Annotated in this window: 18 protein-coding genes; 4 read left to right on the forward strand and 14 right to left on the reverse strand. The window is 47.6% G+C overall.

Annotated elements, in window-relative coordinates:
- Positions 1 to 90: 90 nt before the first annotated feature.
- The 4 genes from ACFYU8_RS09240 to ACFYU8_RS09255 all read right to left on the reverse strand — a co-directional run bounded on the left by ACFYU8_RS09240 (position 91) and on the right by ACFYU8_RS09255 (position 3,885).
- Positions 91 to 1,653 (reverse strand): YcdB/YcdC domain-containing protein, encoded by a 1,563-nt coding sequence (locus ACFYU8_RS09240; RefSeq protein WP_390293768.1) that lies wholly within the window; start codon positions 1,651 to 1,653, stop codon positions 91 to 93.
- Positions 1,654 to 1,777: 124 nt separating this feature from the next.
- Entirely contained in the window at positions 1,778 to 2,725 is a 948-nt protein-coding gene (locus ACFYU8_RS09245; protein ID WP_390293766.1) for a 3'-5' exoribonuclease YhaM family protein, read from the reverse strand.
- A 19-nt stretch (positions 2,726 to 2,744) separates the two neighbouring features.
- The gene (locus tag ACFYU8_RS09250; protein WP_390293764.1) at positions 2,745 to 3,263 is read right to left on the reverse strand and encodes a YkvA family protein; all 519 of its coding nucleotides are present in this window, start codon (positions 3,261 to 3,263) and stop codon (positions 2,745 to 2,747) included.
- Positions 3,256 to 3,885 (reverse strand): DedA family protein, encoded by a 630-nt coding sequence (locus tag ACFYU8_RS09255; RefSeq protein WP_390293762.1) that lies wholly within the window; start codon positions 3,883 to 3,885, stop codon positions 3,256 to 3,258. The genes ACFYU8_RS09250 and ACFYU8_RS09255 overlap by 8 nt, the downstream gene beginning before the upstream one ends.
- Positions 3,886 to 4,097: 212 nt before the next feature.
- Here ACFYU8_RS09255 and ACFYU8_RS09260 point away from each other — a divergent pair, with 212 nt between their 5' ends.
- A complete protein-coding gene (locus ACFYU8_RS09260) occupies positions 4,098 to 4,583 on the forward strand; it encodes a DUF2062 domain-containing protein (RefSeq protein WP_390293760.1) in 486 nt (161 codons plus the stop codon).
- 64 nt (positions 4,584 to 4,647) lie between these two features.
- Here ACFYU8_RS09260 and ACFYU8_RS09265 read toward each other — a convergent pair whose 3' ends face one another.
- From ACFYU8_RS09265 to nadE, 3 genes are all read right to left on the reverse strand, one after another.
- Positions 4,648 to 4,869 carry a hypothetical protein gene (locus tag ACFYU8_RS09265; protein WP_390293758.1) on the reverse strand — a complete coding sequence of 74 codons (222 nt, stop codon included), beginning with the start codon at positions 4,867 to 4,869 and terminating at the stop codon, positions 4,648 to 4,650.
- Between the two features lie 64 nt (positions 4,870 to 4,933).
- Positions 4,934 to 5,758, reverse strand: a complete 825-nt coding sequence (locus ACFYU8_RS09270; protein ID WP_390293756.1) for an MBL fold metallo-hydrolase — start codon at positions 5,756 to 5,758, stop codon at positions 4,934 to 4,936.
- Positions 5,759 to 5,760: 2 nt separating this feature from the next.
- Positions 5,761 to 6,513 (reverse strand): NAD(+) synthase, encoded by a 753-nt coding sequence (gene nadE / locus ACFYU8_RS09275; RefSeq protein ID WP_390293754.1) that lies wholly within the window; start codon positions 6,511 to 6,513, stop codon positions 5,761 to 5,763.
- Positions 6,514 to 6,645: 132 nt separating this feature from the next.
- On the opposite strand from nadE, the gene map reads away from it, so the two are divergent.
- The 3 genes from map (at position 6,646) to ACFYU8_RS09290 (ending at position 9,208) form a co-directional block, all read left to right on the forward strand.
- Positions 6,646 to 7,392, forward strand: coding sequence for a type I methionyl aminopeptidase (map, locus tag ACFYU8_RS09280; protein ID WP_390293752.1), 747 nt, complete (start codon positions 6,646 to 6,648; stop codon positions 7,390 to 7,392).
- 179 nt (positions 7,393 to 7,571) lie between these two features.
- Entirely contained in the window at positions 7,572 to 8,597 is a 1,026-nt protein-coding gene (locus ACFYU8_RS09285; protein ID WP_390293750.1) for an LLM class flavin-dependent oxidoreductase, read from the forward strand.
- A gap of 14 nt (positions 8,598 to 8,611) precedes the next feature.
- Positions 8,612 to 9,208, forward strand: coding sequence for a TetR/AcrR family transcriptional regulator (locus tag ACFYU8_RS09290; protein ID WP_390293748.1), 597 nt, complete (start codon positions 8,612 to 8,614; stop codon positions 9,206 to 9,208).
- A 67-nt stretch (positions 9,209 to 9,275) separates the two neighbouring features.
- On the opposite strand, the gene ACFYU8_RS09295 is transcribed toward ACFYU8_RS09290, so the two are convergent.
- From ACFYU8_RS09295 to ACFYU8_RS09325, 7 genes are all read right to left on the reverse strand, one after another.
- Positions 9,276 to 9,455 carry a hypothetical protein gene (locus tag ACFYU8_RS09295; protein ID WP_390293746.1) on the reverse strand — a complete coding sequence of 60 codons (180 nt, stop codon included), beginning with the start codon at positions 9,453 to 9,455 and terminating at the stop codon, positions 9,276 to 9,278.
- Between the two features lie 423 nt (positions 9,456 to 9,878).
- Positions 9,879 to 10,034 (reverse strand): hypothetical protein, encoded by a 156-nt coding sequence (locus ACFYU8_RS09300; RefSeq protein ID WP_390293744.1) that lies wholly within the window; start codon positions 10,032 to 10,034, stop codon positions 9,879 to 9,881.
- Between the two features lie 292 nt (positions 10,035 to 10,326).
- The gene (locus ACFYU8_RS09305) at positions 10,327 to 10,677 is read right to left on the reverse strand and encodes a PspC domain-containing protein (RefSeq protein WP_390293742.1); all 351 of its coding nucleotides are present in this window, start codon (positions 10,675 to 10,677) and stop codon (positions 10,327 to 10,329) included.
- Between the two features lie 116 nt (positions 10,678 to 10,793).
- Positions 10,794 to 11,414 (reverse strand): flavin reductase family protein, encoded by a 621-nt coding sequence (locus ACFYU8_RS09310; RefSeq protein WP_390293740.1) that lies wholly within the window; start codon positions 11,412 to 11,414, stop codon positions 10,794 to 10,796.
- A gap of 19 nt (positions 11,415 to 11,433) precedes the next feature.
- On the reverse strand, positions 11,434 to 12,594 hold the full coding sequence (locus tag ACFYU8_RS09315; protein ID WP_390293738.1) for a homogentisate 1,2-dioxygenase: 1,161 nt from the start codon (positions 12,592 to 12,594) through the stop codon (positions 11,434 to 11,436).
- A gap of 25 nt (positions 12,595 to 12,619) precedes the next feature.
- Positions 12,620 to 13,537, reverse strand: a complete 918-nt coding sequence (locus tag ACFYU8_RS09320) for a fumarylacetoacetate hydrolase family protein (RefSeq protein WP_390293737.1) — start codon at positions 13,535 to 13,537, stop codon at positions 12,620 to 12,622.
- A 281-nt stretch (positions 13,538 to 13,818) separates the two neighbouring features.
- Entirely contained in the window at positions 13,819 to 14,739 is a 921-nt protein-coding gene (locus tag ACFYU8_RS09325; RefSeq protein WP_390293735.1) for an RluA family pseudouridine synthase, read from the reverse strand.
- Between the last annotated feature and the right edge of the window lie 49 nt (positions 14,740 to 14,788).

Consider the following 14,788-nt stretch of genomic DNA (forward strand, 5'->3'; position numbering starts at 1 on the left):
AAAATCCTACCTGTCTTGAAGTGTTTATGAATTCCGATAATGATGAAAAGGAAAACCCGACATGGTTTCTACACCATATCGGGTACTGGTTTATTGGGTAGCTGTCCATTCCAGCCAGGTTTCTTCCACCGCACCCGTAGCAGCATCGATTTGCAGAGACTTGGATTCGGCTGTCGGTAAATAGGCCAACTGCGGCAGTTTCGCTGCATGCGTACCTACCTTCGGATACCAGTATGCCAATCGCAAATTTGCCTCTTTGACATACGCATCCTTTGCTTTCTCATCCTTGACAATACCGTCTTTACTGATGGTAGCAGGCATGGACGGCAAGTCATTTACTTGAGCAAGGACTACATTGCCCTTCTTGGCGTCCACTTCAATGTAGAACAGTGGTCTCTTCGTAGGGATACCGTTAACCTCAGGATGAAAAGCAAAGCTACTGATCGGCCGCACCAGATTTTGATCCGCCCAGCCCGGCAGATTCTCCACAAGACTCTTCTCCTTCACAGAGAAAGATTGTTCTTTGGACAACAAATATTTCTCCACGAATTGAACCGCGATGTCTTTTGCCTCGTCATGCGCGAGCGGCTTTTCGAGCTCCTTTTCCACCGATCCGTCCAGTTTGAATTCGATGGGTGATTTTGTTTTTCGGTCGAGGGTAATCCACGCGCTTTGATATGAGTTTGCATTCCACTCATGGCGATCGATATCACTGTTTTTATATTGTTTGTCTTCTTTTACATTTTTGTACGTGCGTTGATTCAGCTTTAGACCGAATTCTTTCTCGAGCATCTGCTCCATTCTTTTCGTGTCACGCCAGACGCCCATGTCGGCTGTGCCTTTGATTTTCATCGTTTCACTCGTTGTTTTATACACAGACGGAACTTCTTCACCGGACAGAGCATCTATCGTTGGCAATGGGGCAGGCACGTAAACGAGCTTGCCCACTGACTCATCGTATACCAATTCCAAGGACACCTTGTCTTGCCACTCCTTCACTGCATTTTCGAGCGGAACAGCCTTGCTTGGGTCCGCTACTTCTGCTGCAGTAGGAAGCTTTACCTTTTCTTGCTGAAAACGGACAACCTGACCCTTTGCGTCAACCATGACCCGTGCTGTCTCTTTGTCCACCCATGTATTGTTCAACTGTGGATAGACACTGACAACTGCCAGATGATCCAGCTCTGATGCACGATCTAAAGAGAGCATCGCTTGCGAGGAAATAACATGGTCAACCGCTATGTAATTTCGAATGAAATCCACTGCCTTTTGATAGGCTTCTTTTTGATTGATTTTAGTTGTTTTGTCCCGGTTCACATCATGCAGGACAAATTTGGTCATATCTCCCTCTGCATTTGTAGAGATGTTGAGTGTCGTATTCGTGGTAATCACACTCTTCCGATCCGAAAGATTAATGACATACCCGGAGTTGCTTGTCCCTCCGTACGAGTCCACATGAAGGTCTTTCATGAGAGGCACATAGTCCTCTTTCAATTCGTTTAACAAGTGGACGATGTCTTCTGGCAACTCAATGGGTTCCAGACTCGATTTGCCATCATAGGCATAGGAAGAATACGGATGCAGAAGTGTCACTGGTGCTGTAACCATGGTGACTGCCAGTATGAGCATAGCAGCACTGTTTCGCTTTTTCACATAAATACCCCCTAATTACAAGACATTAATAGATAAGACGAGCTTGATAGAAGAAACGTTTCTGATTTATCGAAAAAAAACCAACTGCTTGTTGGTGCTAAGCAGTTGGCTTTTTCAAACTTGATTAATACCCGCGCCAGACTTTTCGTCTTAGCACGCCAGCATACGCCCATTCCTCTTCTTCCGTCATGTCCGCTAGTGTTTGGCTCAAAGCATTCATTTTGCTGTCGATTTGGTCCAGGTAATGGAACATGACAGCTGTAGGCGTTTTACCAGATACAGCACTGCCCCAGCCATTCTCTACCTCTCCATGGTGACTCAAAATGCAATGTTTCAAGTGCAGAACCTCAGCGTCCCCTAAAGAAATATCTAGCTTGCGACAAATGCCGCTCACCATCTCGACTCCCATGACCAGATGACCAATCAACTGACCCGGCGTCGTGTAATCCGGGGCGATGGGATCAGATAACTCGTACAGTTTTCCGATATCGTGCAAGATACAAGTCGCGTACAGTACATCCCTGTCCACATGTGGATACAGCGGCAAGAGGCTCTGTGCTGCCGTCAACAAAGAGACAATATGCTCGAGCAGCCCATGGTAATAGTTGTGGTGCATGCGCACGCCAGCTGGATAATGGCGAAGGCGATCCTGAATCTCCTCTGTAGCCAGAGCTTCTTGAATAATTGCCTTGAGCGTGGCACTCTGCAAGCTGTCGACTGCATAAATAAGCTTTGTCCACAATTCATCCACTGGGACTGGCGAGATTGGAATCAGCGACTCCATCTGAACTTCGTCTGATGCGGCAGCCGGTCTGATCCGTTGAATCACCAGTTGCTTTTTCCCACGATACATTTGGACGGCCCCGTCGATCTTTACGACAGTTTTGACGTTAATCCATTCCTTCATTTCTGCATTAACATCCCATAGCTTTGCCATGATCGTACCGGAGCGATCTCCCAACTCCAAATTCAAGTATTCACTCTGGTTACTCGCTACACCAGCTTCCTTGTTTTTAATCAGGCAAAAAGCGACAACACGCTCTCCCTCTTGATAATCCAACAAATATTTCATCTATTTGTCCCATCCTAGCTTATTTTTTTCGGAACAGGGTTTCTTCCAGCTTTTTCACTATTTTCTTGCCGACTAAATCATCCGCTGATCGAACTACCTTCGTAATGACAGCCAAGAGGTCTTCTTCGCCATTCCAATGCTCACGTACAATTGATTCATCGATATCCACCAAAATCTTGCGCAAAGCATAAACAGCCAAAATTACGTCGTCCACAAGCCCGAATCCGCCAACTAATACCTCCGGAATAAAATCAACCGGGGTAATGAAGTAGGCAACCGCTACACCCGCTAACGCTTTTGATTGAACACCTACGCGCTTGTCCAGCATAAGGCGGGCCAAGAGTACAAACAAATCGGGTGCAAGCAATATAAAGTTGGCTACAGAATCATTAACTCCTTTGTCTCTAATGAACGTTTCGATTTTGTCACGCAATTTATCATAAAATCGTTGATGTTTTTCCGGTAATACTACAGGAACCAGTTCGGTTGGCTTCTGAACCACAGGCAGTAAATTTTCGTTGCGGTTTTCTTCACTCATTCTGATCCCTCCGTAATTGCTTTTTTACATTCGCCTTGTGTCTGAAATACGACCATGTTGCGATCAATGCGAGCAAAGCGATAAAGAAAATCGCGAGGTTACGAGCAATCAAATCAAATAGCTCATCCCAGCGTTCTCCTAATTGCCAGCCAAGCGTCACAAAAAGCAAGCTCCAAAACAGCCCACCCAAATAGGTATAGAGCATGAAAGTCGGAAACGGCAATCGCGTGATCCCCGCAAAATAGGCCGTAAACTGACGAACACCAGGGATAAAATAGCCTAGTGGAAGCGCCCATTTACCGACGCGATTAAACCACTCTTCCGTTTTTTTATAAACGGTATAGCCCATCCCCAGTCGTTTCCCATATCGTTCGAGAAAAGCGTAGCCTAACGTTCTGCCGATCCAGTATGCCACCGTCATCGCTGTAACGGAACCGATAAAACAGACGAAAAAAGTAGGCCAAAATTGCAATTTTCCCGTTGAGACTAAAAATCCAGAAAAAACGAGCAGCGTTTCTTCAGGCAAGGGCATCCCCAAAATTCCTAGAAAGAACAATCCAAATAAGGCGCCATACCCATATTGCGTAATATAGTCACCAAAGGCTCCCATTACATCTGCCACGAATGTCACCACTTTTCCAGCTAGCTGCCCTCTTCCATTATGCCAAAAGAAAGGCGCATTCACAAATCAGAGCTCGTATGGCAACTATTAATTTTTGCCAAATTGGAGATACTCTACAACATCAAACTAAAAACGAATCCAGCTTCACCGTTCGCCGTACCCTTAGGGGATTTTACAGACAAATGACTTGGCACAAACGAGGGATAGCACGGATGTGGAAAAAAGCATATCGAAAACTAAAATTCGAATATTACAAGGTGCTGAGAATGAAAGGGGCTCCAGCTTTTGTCGCCCGCGGATTTTCACTCGGAATTTTCATCGAGTTCATTACCCTGCCTACTTTTGGCCTCGCGTTTCTGTTGCTTTTCCCACTTTGCAAACTGTTTCGTGCCAGCTTGCCCGCTGGTTTAGTTGCGTTTGTTATTGGAAAGCTCATCTTACCGCTTTTCATCCTTTTCAATTACAATATTGGATACGTGTTAATTGGCAAACCGTTACAAGGGCATTTGATCCATCACGAGCCTGGGATGCAATGGCTTGTCTGGGTGAAAGAAAAAGGACTTGCCTATTTTACCGGGAGTGCCATCATGGGGCTGATTGTCGCGTTCACGAGCTACTTTCTCATCTTAACCGGCCTTCAATTGTATCGCCGCAAGAAAATACGGCGCTCGTTGCCTGAGGAAAGCCCTACACCTTAATCGATCGAACGAAAAAGACCGGTCCGACAATCAAATGTCAGTCCGGTCTTTTTTGCTCGCAATGTTATGCAAAGTAGCCTTTATCGCGCAGGTGCTCCATGATTTCGGCAACAGTTTTCTCTTCATTCATGAGCTCCAAGGTTAATTCCACTTGCTCTGGGGACAAACCGTTCGCTCCCAAGCTCTCCTTGATCAACACGTCGTTAGGGCGACGGAAGTACGTTTGCAACGTGCGCTTCACACGTCCTTCCAGACTTGTTCTCAGCATCAATTCAGTCGTAGACATCTGTTCCACCTCTTTCCTAGAAAGATTTGCGTAACCCCTATTATCTTATAAAACCGTGGAATAATCAACCTTTCTGCGAAAGAGCTTCCTTGCATAGTTGATCCCGGTTTTGTTCATGGGAAGTAAGGAGATGTTCATCGATTCGCACACCATCATACGTCAGTTGTGAAAACCGCTCTCTTAGTACTTCTTCCTCTACGTTATTGGCGATACCCTCGAAAACAACTGCACGTGCATCCAACAAGTACTGGCGATCCCGTTCAATTCTATGCAGGATTTCCTCGCGTCCTTTTGCAGGTACACCGTGTCCAGGAATGACTTCTTCCACTTTTCCTTGAAGAACCAACTGCTCGATTTTTTCCAAACTATCCAAATAGGCACTGCTATCATCGATAAACGGGAACTCCAAATTGGATAACATGTCACCGACAACAAGCAGCTTCTGCTCCCGGAACAAGGTCGCCATCTGATCGGGTGTATGTCCTGGTACAGGCAGGAAATAGACGTCCTGCCAATCTTGGGCATCCTCCACAAACTTCGTGAACCTCGGCATTCCTACTTCATACGATCTGACCACATAATACGAACCGTCAAACCGTTTTGCCTTGCTCAGCTTTTTCTCGATCCGTCCATCGGTGAGGATTTCCTTTTGTGCAATGATTGTGGCATCCGGAAATTTGCCGACTCCGACAACATGATCCCAATCTCCGTGAGTCAGGACGAGAACGAGTTCTCTTCCATTCCTCTCACTTTGCACATAGTCAGCAATCGCCTCTATCTCATGGGGAAAATAGGCAGGATCAAACAAGTAGAGACGTTGCTCGGTTGATACGACTGCACTGGTCGTTTGCCATAGACAACTCGTAAACAGCTTGTAGGATTGTATCATATCTATATTCCTGGCATGATGTTGCGCTTATGTTCAGAGATTCGATGCAGGTAATCAATGCGTTCTTTGGCTTCCGGTCGAGTTTCCCCTGTAATCAGCAAACGATCCAGATCCTTATAGGTGAAACCCATCTCCTGTTCATCCGTTTGCCCTTCCCACAAATCGGCAGAAGGCGGCTTCGTAATGATCTCTCCAGGTACTCCGAGCTCGGCAGCGAGAATCCGCATCTCATGCTTGGTCAGGCTCGCTACTGGATTAAAGTCGGCAAGACCGTCTCCACCTTTTGTCATATAGCCAACATGAATCTCACTTCGGTTGCACGTATCCGCTACCAAGTAACCTTTTTGGTTAGCGATGGCATACAGCACTGTCATGCGCAAACGAGCCTTTGTATTTCCCTTTGTTTTGTCATCAAGCCCAAGTACACCTTCGATAGCAGGGACCAAAGCGTCGTAAGCTGGCCCTACATCTACCGTGTGCAAATTCAATCCGATCGCTTCAGCAAGTCGCTTAGAATCTTCTTCATGAACCGTCTGCGAGTAAGCAGGCAACCAAACACCAATGACGCGTTCTGAACCTAATGCCCGAACACAAATCGCTGCTGTAACGGCACTGTCAATCCCACCAGAGATACCGACGACTGCACCGCCGAGGCCATTTCCGTCAATTTGCTCACGAATAAAGGCAATACGTTTTTCCACGTCTTCTTTTACATGAATCTGGTAGTTCGCCAGATGTTCTTGAAACTTGTCCACGCTACCTACCCCCAGGGTTGATTATTTCTCCCTCATCCTACCATGCCGTTTTCAGTGTGGCAATTGGCGCAGATCGGGACTACACTATATACTATAGAGAGTTCTTGACTAACGAGGAGAAGGAGAGAGTCGATGATTATCCTCAAGACACCTGAAGAAATTGAACTCATGCATGCAGCAGGCAAGATTTTGGCTGCTTGTCATCGTGAGATTGCCAAGATGATTCGTCCAGGCATTTCTACCTGGGAGATTGATCAATTTGCAGAAGAATTTTTGGCTAAAAATGGCGCGACCCCTGAGCAAAAAGGGTTTCATGGATATCCCTATGCCACATGCGGTTCAGTAAATGATGTCATCTGCCATGGCTTCCCGAAAAAAGAGCCTTTGCGTGATGGCGATATCGTTACAATCGACATGGTTGTTCGCAAAAACGGTTGGCTGGCTGACTCCGCTTGGTCTTATGAAGTAGGAACAGTGTCCCCTGAAGCGAAAAGACTGCTGGAAGTCACTGAAAAATCGCTGTATCTCGGTATCGAGCAAGCTGTCGTAGGCAATCGGATCGGTGATATTTCCCACGCCATCCAAACATATGCGCAAGAACAAGGCTATTCCGTCGTGCGCGATTTTACCGGACATGGTATCGGGCAGGAAATGCATGAGGAGCCATTTGTTCCTCACTTTGGCCCTCCAGGCAGAGGACAACGCCTCAAAGAAGGCATGATCATTACCATTGAGCCTATGCTAAACATCGGGACGTACCATGCGACGGTCGATGAAGATGGTTGGACAGCACGTACACGCGATGGGAAGCTGTCCGCTCAATACGAGCACACCCTCGCGATTACTGCGAATGGACCTGTTATCTTAACAAAACAATAAAGATGTACGAAAAGCCCTTGCATTGTCAGGGCTTTTTCTTTTTCTCCCAATGTGCTCGGTCACACATTCAAGCGTTGACATCCCTTCTTCCGGTCCGTATGATGCAAGTACGTTTTGTTACTACTCAGTAACAAACTGATCAGACCAGCAACTGCTACGCACAAGGAGGGTTCCATCCCATGTCCGATACAATTTCATCTAAGCAACTACGCGATATCCCATTGTCCGTTCTCGATTTAGCCCCTATTACGGAAGGTAGCAACGCTGCTGAATCGTACAAAAATAGTCTCGATCTAGCGCAACAGGTGGAAAAATGGGGCTTTACACGTTACTGGCTCGCCGAACACCACGCGATGCCCAGCGTAGCCAGCTCTGCCACCTCCGTTCTCATCGGTCACATAGCCGGTGGCACCAGCAAAATCCGTGTAGGCTCAGGCGGCATTATGCTGCCCAACCATGCTCCACTCGTCATCGCTGAGCAATTCGGGACACTAGAGTCTCTCTATCCTGGTCGGATCGACTTAGGTCTTGGACGCGCACCAGGTGCAGACCAACGAACAGCACGTGCGCTACGACGTGATTTGCGGATTGGTGGAGAGGATTTCCCGGAGCTATTAGAGGAGTTGCGTGAATATCTTCGTCCACAAACCAGTGAGTCAGCATCAGCCGTCCGCGCTATCCCTGGCGAAGGTTTGAACATCCCGATCTGGCTGCTCGGTTCCAGCGATTTCTCAGCGCGACTCGCAGGCATGCTCGGGTTGCCGTTTGCCTTTGCAGGACATTTTTCACCGAACTTTACCTTGCCTGCGCTGCAAACGTATCGCCATTGCTTCCGTCCATCGGGAGTGCTGGATCAGCCTTATGCCATGGTTGGCGTCAACGTGATGGCAGCCGATACGGATGAGCTCGCGAATCGACTGGCCACCTCTCATTATCAGGCATTCTTAAATCTCGTCCGCGGCGATCTCAAGCCAATCCAACCACCTGTGGACAATATGGATGAGCTGTGGAGCGAATTCGAAAAACTGTCTGTCCAAGCACAACTGCGTTCTTCCATCATCGGCAGCCCTGCTACCGTGAAAAGCAAACTGCAAGAGTTGCTCGATGCTACAGGAGCAGATGAACTCATGATTACGACGCAAATGTACCACCATGCCGATCGTGTGCGCTCTTTTGAAATTGTCGCCGACGTCTGGAAGTCCTAAATGGGGGATTGTATATGACGGAAGCAAAACGTCCTCGCGTGCCGCGTGAAAAAGCACAAGAGATCATCTTGAATGCTGCTGAAGAATTGTTTTATCAAGAAGGGATCCATGCCGTCAGTGTAGACGCCATCGTCGAGCGTGCTGGAATGAATAAAATGAGCGTCTATCGGCAGTTTTCCTCGAAAACAGATCTGATTCTCGCCTACATGACGCGGAAGCAAAATGTTTTTTGGCAAGAGTGGGAAGAGAGCATCGCCAAGCACCCCAATCAGCCACGAGAACAAATCATTCAGTTTTTTGCTGATCTGGCTGCCAGAGCGTCCGACCAACAATTTCGCGGCTGTTGCTTTATCAATGTAGCTGTAGAGTTTCCTGATCCGATTCATCCTGTTCGCGAGTTGGTTTGCTCGCACCAGAAACGAATCCGGGACGCTTTTTTGGAACGTACGACTGCCCTTGGCGCTTCGAATCCATGCGAGCTGGCCTATACGCTTATCTTGTTGATGGAAGGAACTTACGCGGATAGCCAAACGTACGGCACCGATAGTGCAGCGATCCTCATGGTTCCTGCCATCGTTGAAAAAGTATTGGACCAAGCGATTCAAAATTAAAAAAAGTGGCTCCCTGCCTTTTTCCGGCAGTTGCCACTTCCTTCTTTTGCCGCTCATACAGCTGTTTTTAGCGCTGAGCGCTGGTCGCATACTTATCTTGCTTTGTCGTCATAGCTTCTAATTCTTTGACGTCTTTTTCCAAGTCATGAATGTCTTCTTCAATCAGTTTTTTCAGATGTTGCTTTTCTCGCAAGATTTTGCGGGTTTGCTCCAAACGCTGATTCAAATCGAACACGCCGAGATACACTGCTTTTCCCTCCCTATGTAGGTTTTCCACCTTACATATTATGCAGCGATTGCTAGAAGTTGCAGACCATTTTTTCGTGGGATCAAATATGGCAAACGGGAATGAGACTTTTTGCGGCTATTACGCCTGAACTGTGACCCGAGAACAATATTTGAAAAAGCCTTTCGAAACTTCCGCAGTTATGAGGTGACTCCTGAATTTATCAGGGGTCATCTTTTTTATGTTCGATGGTAACGATGTTTATATCTCTTGTTCAATAAAGCTTTTTCTGTTTCAACTCATTTTCCTTTTCCGTAACCTCACTTATTTCTTGTTAATAAATTGAAACACAAAAACCCGCTAGACGGTCACTTTTTCAAGGGATCTGTCTAGCGGGGCACAGTTCACACCCTACTCATTAATAAGGCACTTTATTAATGAGTACTACTTTTTTATGAAGCTTGACACCAACAGCAGAATTAAACCTGGTAGAGATGTATAGTACCACGCTTCTTTTGGAGCAATGCCCAATGGAACAACTACTCCTGAAAAAAGTAATACTATACCAAGAATTCCTATTAGTCTTTTTTTAAGAATCATTAAATTTCTCCTTTGATTCAGTATAGAGACCCAGTGCCTCACTTGCTAAATAAAATAATAGTAACTTTGTTCTTTTATCAAAGGCTTAGATGTTGTGATTTTGAGATTTCCAAATCAGATAATCCCTGTCCGATCAACCGGAGTATTTCTTTTTCTCTTTTGCTAAGTAGGAACAATCTTTTTATTTGTTCACTGATGATTACAACGCAAAAACCCGCTAGACGGTCACTTTTTTCAAAGTATCCAACTAACGGGTCACAGTTCAGTTCTGCCCTAGAAGTCCCTTTTTACGTTAAAGTCCTTTATATTTACCCAATTCTTCGCGCAGGCGATACACTTCCTGTACCAAAGCACGCTTCTCCAAACGGTCAATCTCCTGATCCAAGTCGTTCATGCGTGCATGTCCATTATATGGTGCATCATGCATCGAGAAGCTGTCAGAAGCGTATGACCACTGCGGCTCTTTTGGCATGATCATCGCCATCAGTAAGTAAAGCAAAATGGGTACTCCTGTAAAAACGGTGAGAACGACAACCCCTACACGTACCAGCGTAGAGTCAAAACGCAAAAATTGCGCAATCCCACCACAAACTCCAAATAACCGTTTATCATGATTCGAACGGTATAGTCGTCTTTCCATCATTGCATTCCACCCTCTCTACAGTATCCGCTTGCCTTGTATCTACAGGATACCCGATAGGCGATTCCGGTAAAATGGTCCGTAGAGGGATTTGTCCTCCGTCGCTGGGCGGAGATCAATCATTTGGTCGGTGGCTCATAAACGGGACGTGGACGATCAAACCGTTCGCCCAGAGTCGCATACGTATGGCCCGCTAATCTGCTAACGGGTGCAAACGCTGCGGCATCGATCCGTCCTGCATGGTATAGCTCATCCGCTACATGAACATGCACCACTTCCCCGATAATCAAATCCGAAGTCGTCGGACTCCCTAATTCCACAATCTGATGCAGCTTGCACTCAAAATGGATGCGGGATGCACGCAGCCTCGGCACCTTGACGCGCACAGAAGGAGCGACCTCCAGCCCCAATGCCTCTACTTCACTGATCTCTGGCGGATAATCAGCAGAAGTCTGATTGACCGCATCCACATTGTGTACGTCTACCATATTGACAACGAATTCTCCCGTCTGCATGATGTTTCGTGCCGTATCTTTCGGGACGCTACCCGGCTTGCGCATGACGGCAACCGAAACCATCATCGGTTCAATGCTGGCGACATTAAAATAACTGAAAGGAGCGGCATTGACGATTCCTCCCTCCCCTAACGAGGTGACCCAAGCTATCGGCCTCGGGACGATACATCCGATTAGTAGCTTGTATTTTTCCTGCCGTTCAATCTCGTGAATGGCGATTTCCATTATACGCTTACCCCTCTTCCTACTCGGTCGGTGGCAACCAGCTCGCCATGTACGCCTCATCCTCGATTTCCAACGCGTGCTTTGTGACGCAAAGCGGATGGAATGTGTCCAACATGACGGCAAGCTCTTGCGTTTCTTTTTTCCCAATGCTCGCCTCTACCTTGCCTGGATGCGGCCCATGAGGAATCCCCATTGGATGCAGAGTGATCGAACCCTCGTAAATACCTTTTCTGCTCATAAAATTGCCATCTACGTAGTATAACACCTCGTCACTTTCTACATTACTATGGTAATAAGGCGCAGGAATCGCTTGCGGATGATAGTCGTACATCCGCGGAACGAATGAGCAGATGACAAAGTTTTGACCGGCAAAGGTTTGATGGACAGGTGGCGGTTGGTGAATGCGTCCCGTAATCGGTTCAAAATCATGTACACTCAGTGCATACGGATACAAATAACCGTCCCAACCAACGACATCGAACGGATGGAAGTCAAAGAAGTAGCTGTAGACCACGGACTGACGTTTGACACGCACTTCGAAGTCTCCGCTTTCTACATGTGTCACCAATTTTTCCGGTAAACGAATATCCCGTTCGCAAAACGGTGAATGTTCCAACAATTGACCATACTCGTTGCGATAACGCTTTGGTGGCACGATCTCATTTTGGGACTCAATGACGAGGAATCGACTCTGCACAGAAGGTACAATCCGATATGTCGTGCCGATCGGAATGACGAGGTAGTCGCCAGGCTTATAAGTGAGTGTACCGAAAATCGTTTGCAGCTCTCCCTCACCTTGATGGACAAAGACAACTTCATCCCCATCCGCATTGCGATAAAAGTAATCCATCGGCTCTGTCGGTGCGCATACTGCCATGACGACATCGTTATTCCCCAGCATGTAGCGACGTCCGAAAATCGGGTCCCCGCCCGGCTGAACATCAAACGTTTTAAAATGCTGATGCTTCAAATCATCCTGCTCTACATATTCCAAGCGGACGTCTGCGTATTTTCGCGTCTCCCTTACTTGGGTAGGCGGATTGTGGTGATACAGAATGGATTGAATCCCGGAAAACCCTTTGGTCCCCATCACTTGTTCGCGGTACAGTCCCCCATCCGGCTTGTAAAACGTCGTATGCCGCTTTTGTGGAAGCTCCCCCATCCTTTGATAAAAAGCCATACGTTCCTTCCTCCTTTTTTCATCCTTATTCAGAAATCGTATTGCGGAGCACACCGAGGCGTTCCACCTCTAGCTCCACTACATCACCTGGCACAAGCCAGTCATACTGTTCTGCCCCAAGCTCCAAAATGCAGCCAGTCCCTACTGTTCCCGATCCGATGACATCTCCCGGATACAAGGAACAATCCTCCGAGGCGCGAGCAATCATTTCAGCGAATGTATAGTGAATGTCTTTGAGGTTTCCTTTTGAATACTCCCTACCATTGATGCGTGCCACCATCTCCAGATCGTAGCGGCTGCCCTTTTCGCCTGCGATACGTACATTTGCCAGCTCCTCCGGTGTAACCAGCCACGGTCCCATGGACGTTGCGAAGTCTTTGCCTTTGGCTGGCCCTAAACCGACCTTGACCTCCTCCCGTTGTATATCCCGGGCGCTCCAGTCGTTTAAAATACAATATCCTGCGATGTGCTCTTCCACGCGCTCAACTGGAATGTTTACGCCTGCTTTTCCAATCACGCAGGCAATTTCCAGCTCATAGTCCAGCCACTCGGTTGCTTTTGGTCTGCGAATATTCGCTTGCGTCCCTGTAAAAGCTGCTGCATTTGAAAAATAAAAGACAGGGAAGTGATACCATTCGGGCACCATCGGAAGTCCGCGTTTGGCTCTCGCTGTCATCACATGGGCCTCGAAGGCGTAAAAGTCACGAAAGCTGGCAGGACGTGGAAGTGGCGAACCTAGCTCGACTTGCTCCAGATCCCAGCCATCCTGTGCCGCGTATGCTGCTTGGAGAACGGGTAACCAGTTCGCCCACTCTTCGAGCAATCCAAGCACTGTACTCGGCGCCCCCGGGCAAGCATGTGCAATATCTTTGACTTTTCCTTCGTGCAGAAGCCCGGCTCGCCAAGCATCCTTTTCCCTTTCTCGATAGGAAACCAGCTTCATGAAACCCTCTCCTTCTCTTGGGCAAATAAGAAAACCCAGCTCACCCCCAAGGCAATTCCGGTGCATGACAAATAAAAAGGGAAACCCTCTTTGTCAAAACGATCCGAAACAGGCATCAGGCGCAAGCTGGGTCTAGTCTGCTACTGAAAAAAATCTTTGCGGGATTTTCCCCCGCAGACAGCCAGCTATTCTCTGTTATGTTTCCAATGTTTGTAACGTATTTCTTCTATCATATCGAAAACGCTTACAGCTTTCTAGTGGGAAATGACGAAATTTTTCGCCTAGGTCATTTCCTTGTGCAGATCATCCGAAAAAAACTGTTGGGCTACCTGCTCCATGTCACTTGGCAGCGGCTCCTCCCAGCTCATCGCAAGACCGCTACGCGGATGGACAAAGGATAGCCCCCATGCGTGCAAAGCTTGTCTGCCGATATGCTCCCGTTCTCCCCCGTACAGATCATCTCCTGCAAGTGGGTGCCCTTCACTGCTCATATGTACGCGAATCTGATGCGTTCGCCCAGTCTCCAGCTTCACCTCGACGAAACTCATTCCTTCCCCTCGGGCAAGCACACGATAATGGGTAACAGCTGTCTGCCCATCCGGTCTAACCTGTCTGGTGATAAACGAATTTTCCGCAAGGCCAATCGGCGCATCAATCGTCCCTTCGTCTGACTCCACGATCCCTTGAACGATAGCTCGATAGGTCCGCTGCAACGTCCTGATCTGTTGCATGCGGCTGAATTGTTCATGCGCCCATTGATTTTTCGCCACGATCATCAAGCCTGATGTATCTTTATCCAAACGGTTCACCGCTCGGAACTTTCTGTGCTCGCCGCGCTTTTTCCAATAAGCGATCATCCCATTTGCCAAGGTTCCACTGGGATGATTTCCTGTCGGATGAACGACTAATCCCGCTGGCTTTGCGATGACCATCAAATCCTCGTCCTCGTAACGGATGGAGAGCGGCATGTCCTCTGGAGCAACGGTCTCTTCCGCCTCTTCTTCAACCATGACTGCTATTTTGTCGCCAACTTGCAATTTTTCGTTCACGAATACGAGGACGCCATTCCGTGTAATGGAGCCTTTAAACTTGGCACGAATGAGCAAACGACGCGATACCCCATACCGCTTTTGCAGTACTTCTCGCACGGTTTGCCCTGCATCTACCTCATCAACTGTGAAGCTTATTAATTCTTCTAGCATGTTGTCTCTCCTTTAAGTCTTCCCTCCCCCTCAGTATAGCAAAAAACGA

This window comes from Brevibacillus sp. NPDC003359 (assembly GCF_042878995.1).
In the GTDB taxonomy this organism is placed as follows: domain Bacteria; phylum Bacillota; class Bacilli; order Brevibacillales; family Brevibacillaceae; genus Brevibacillus.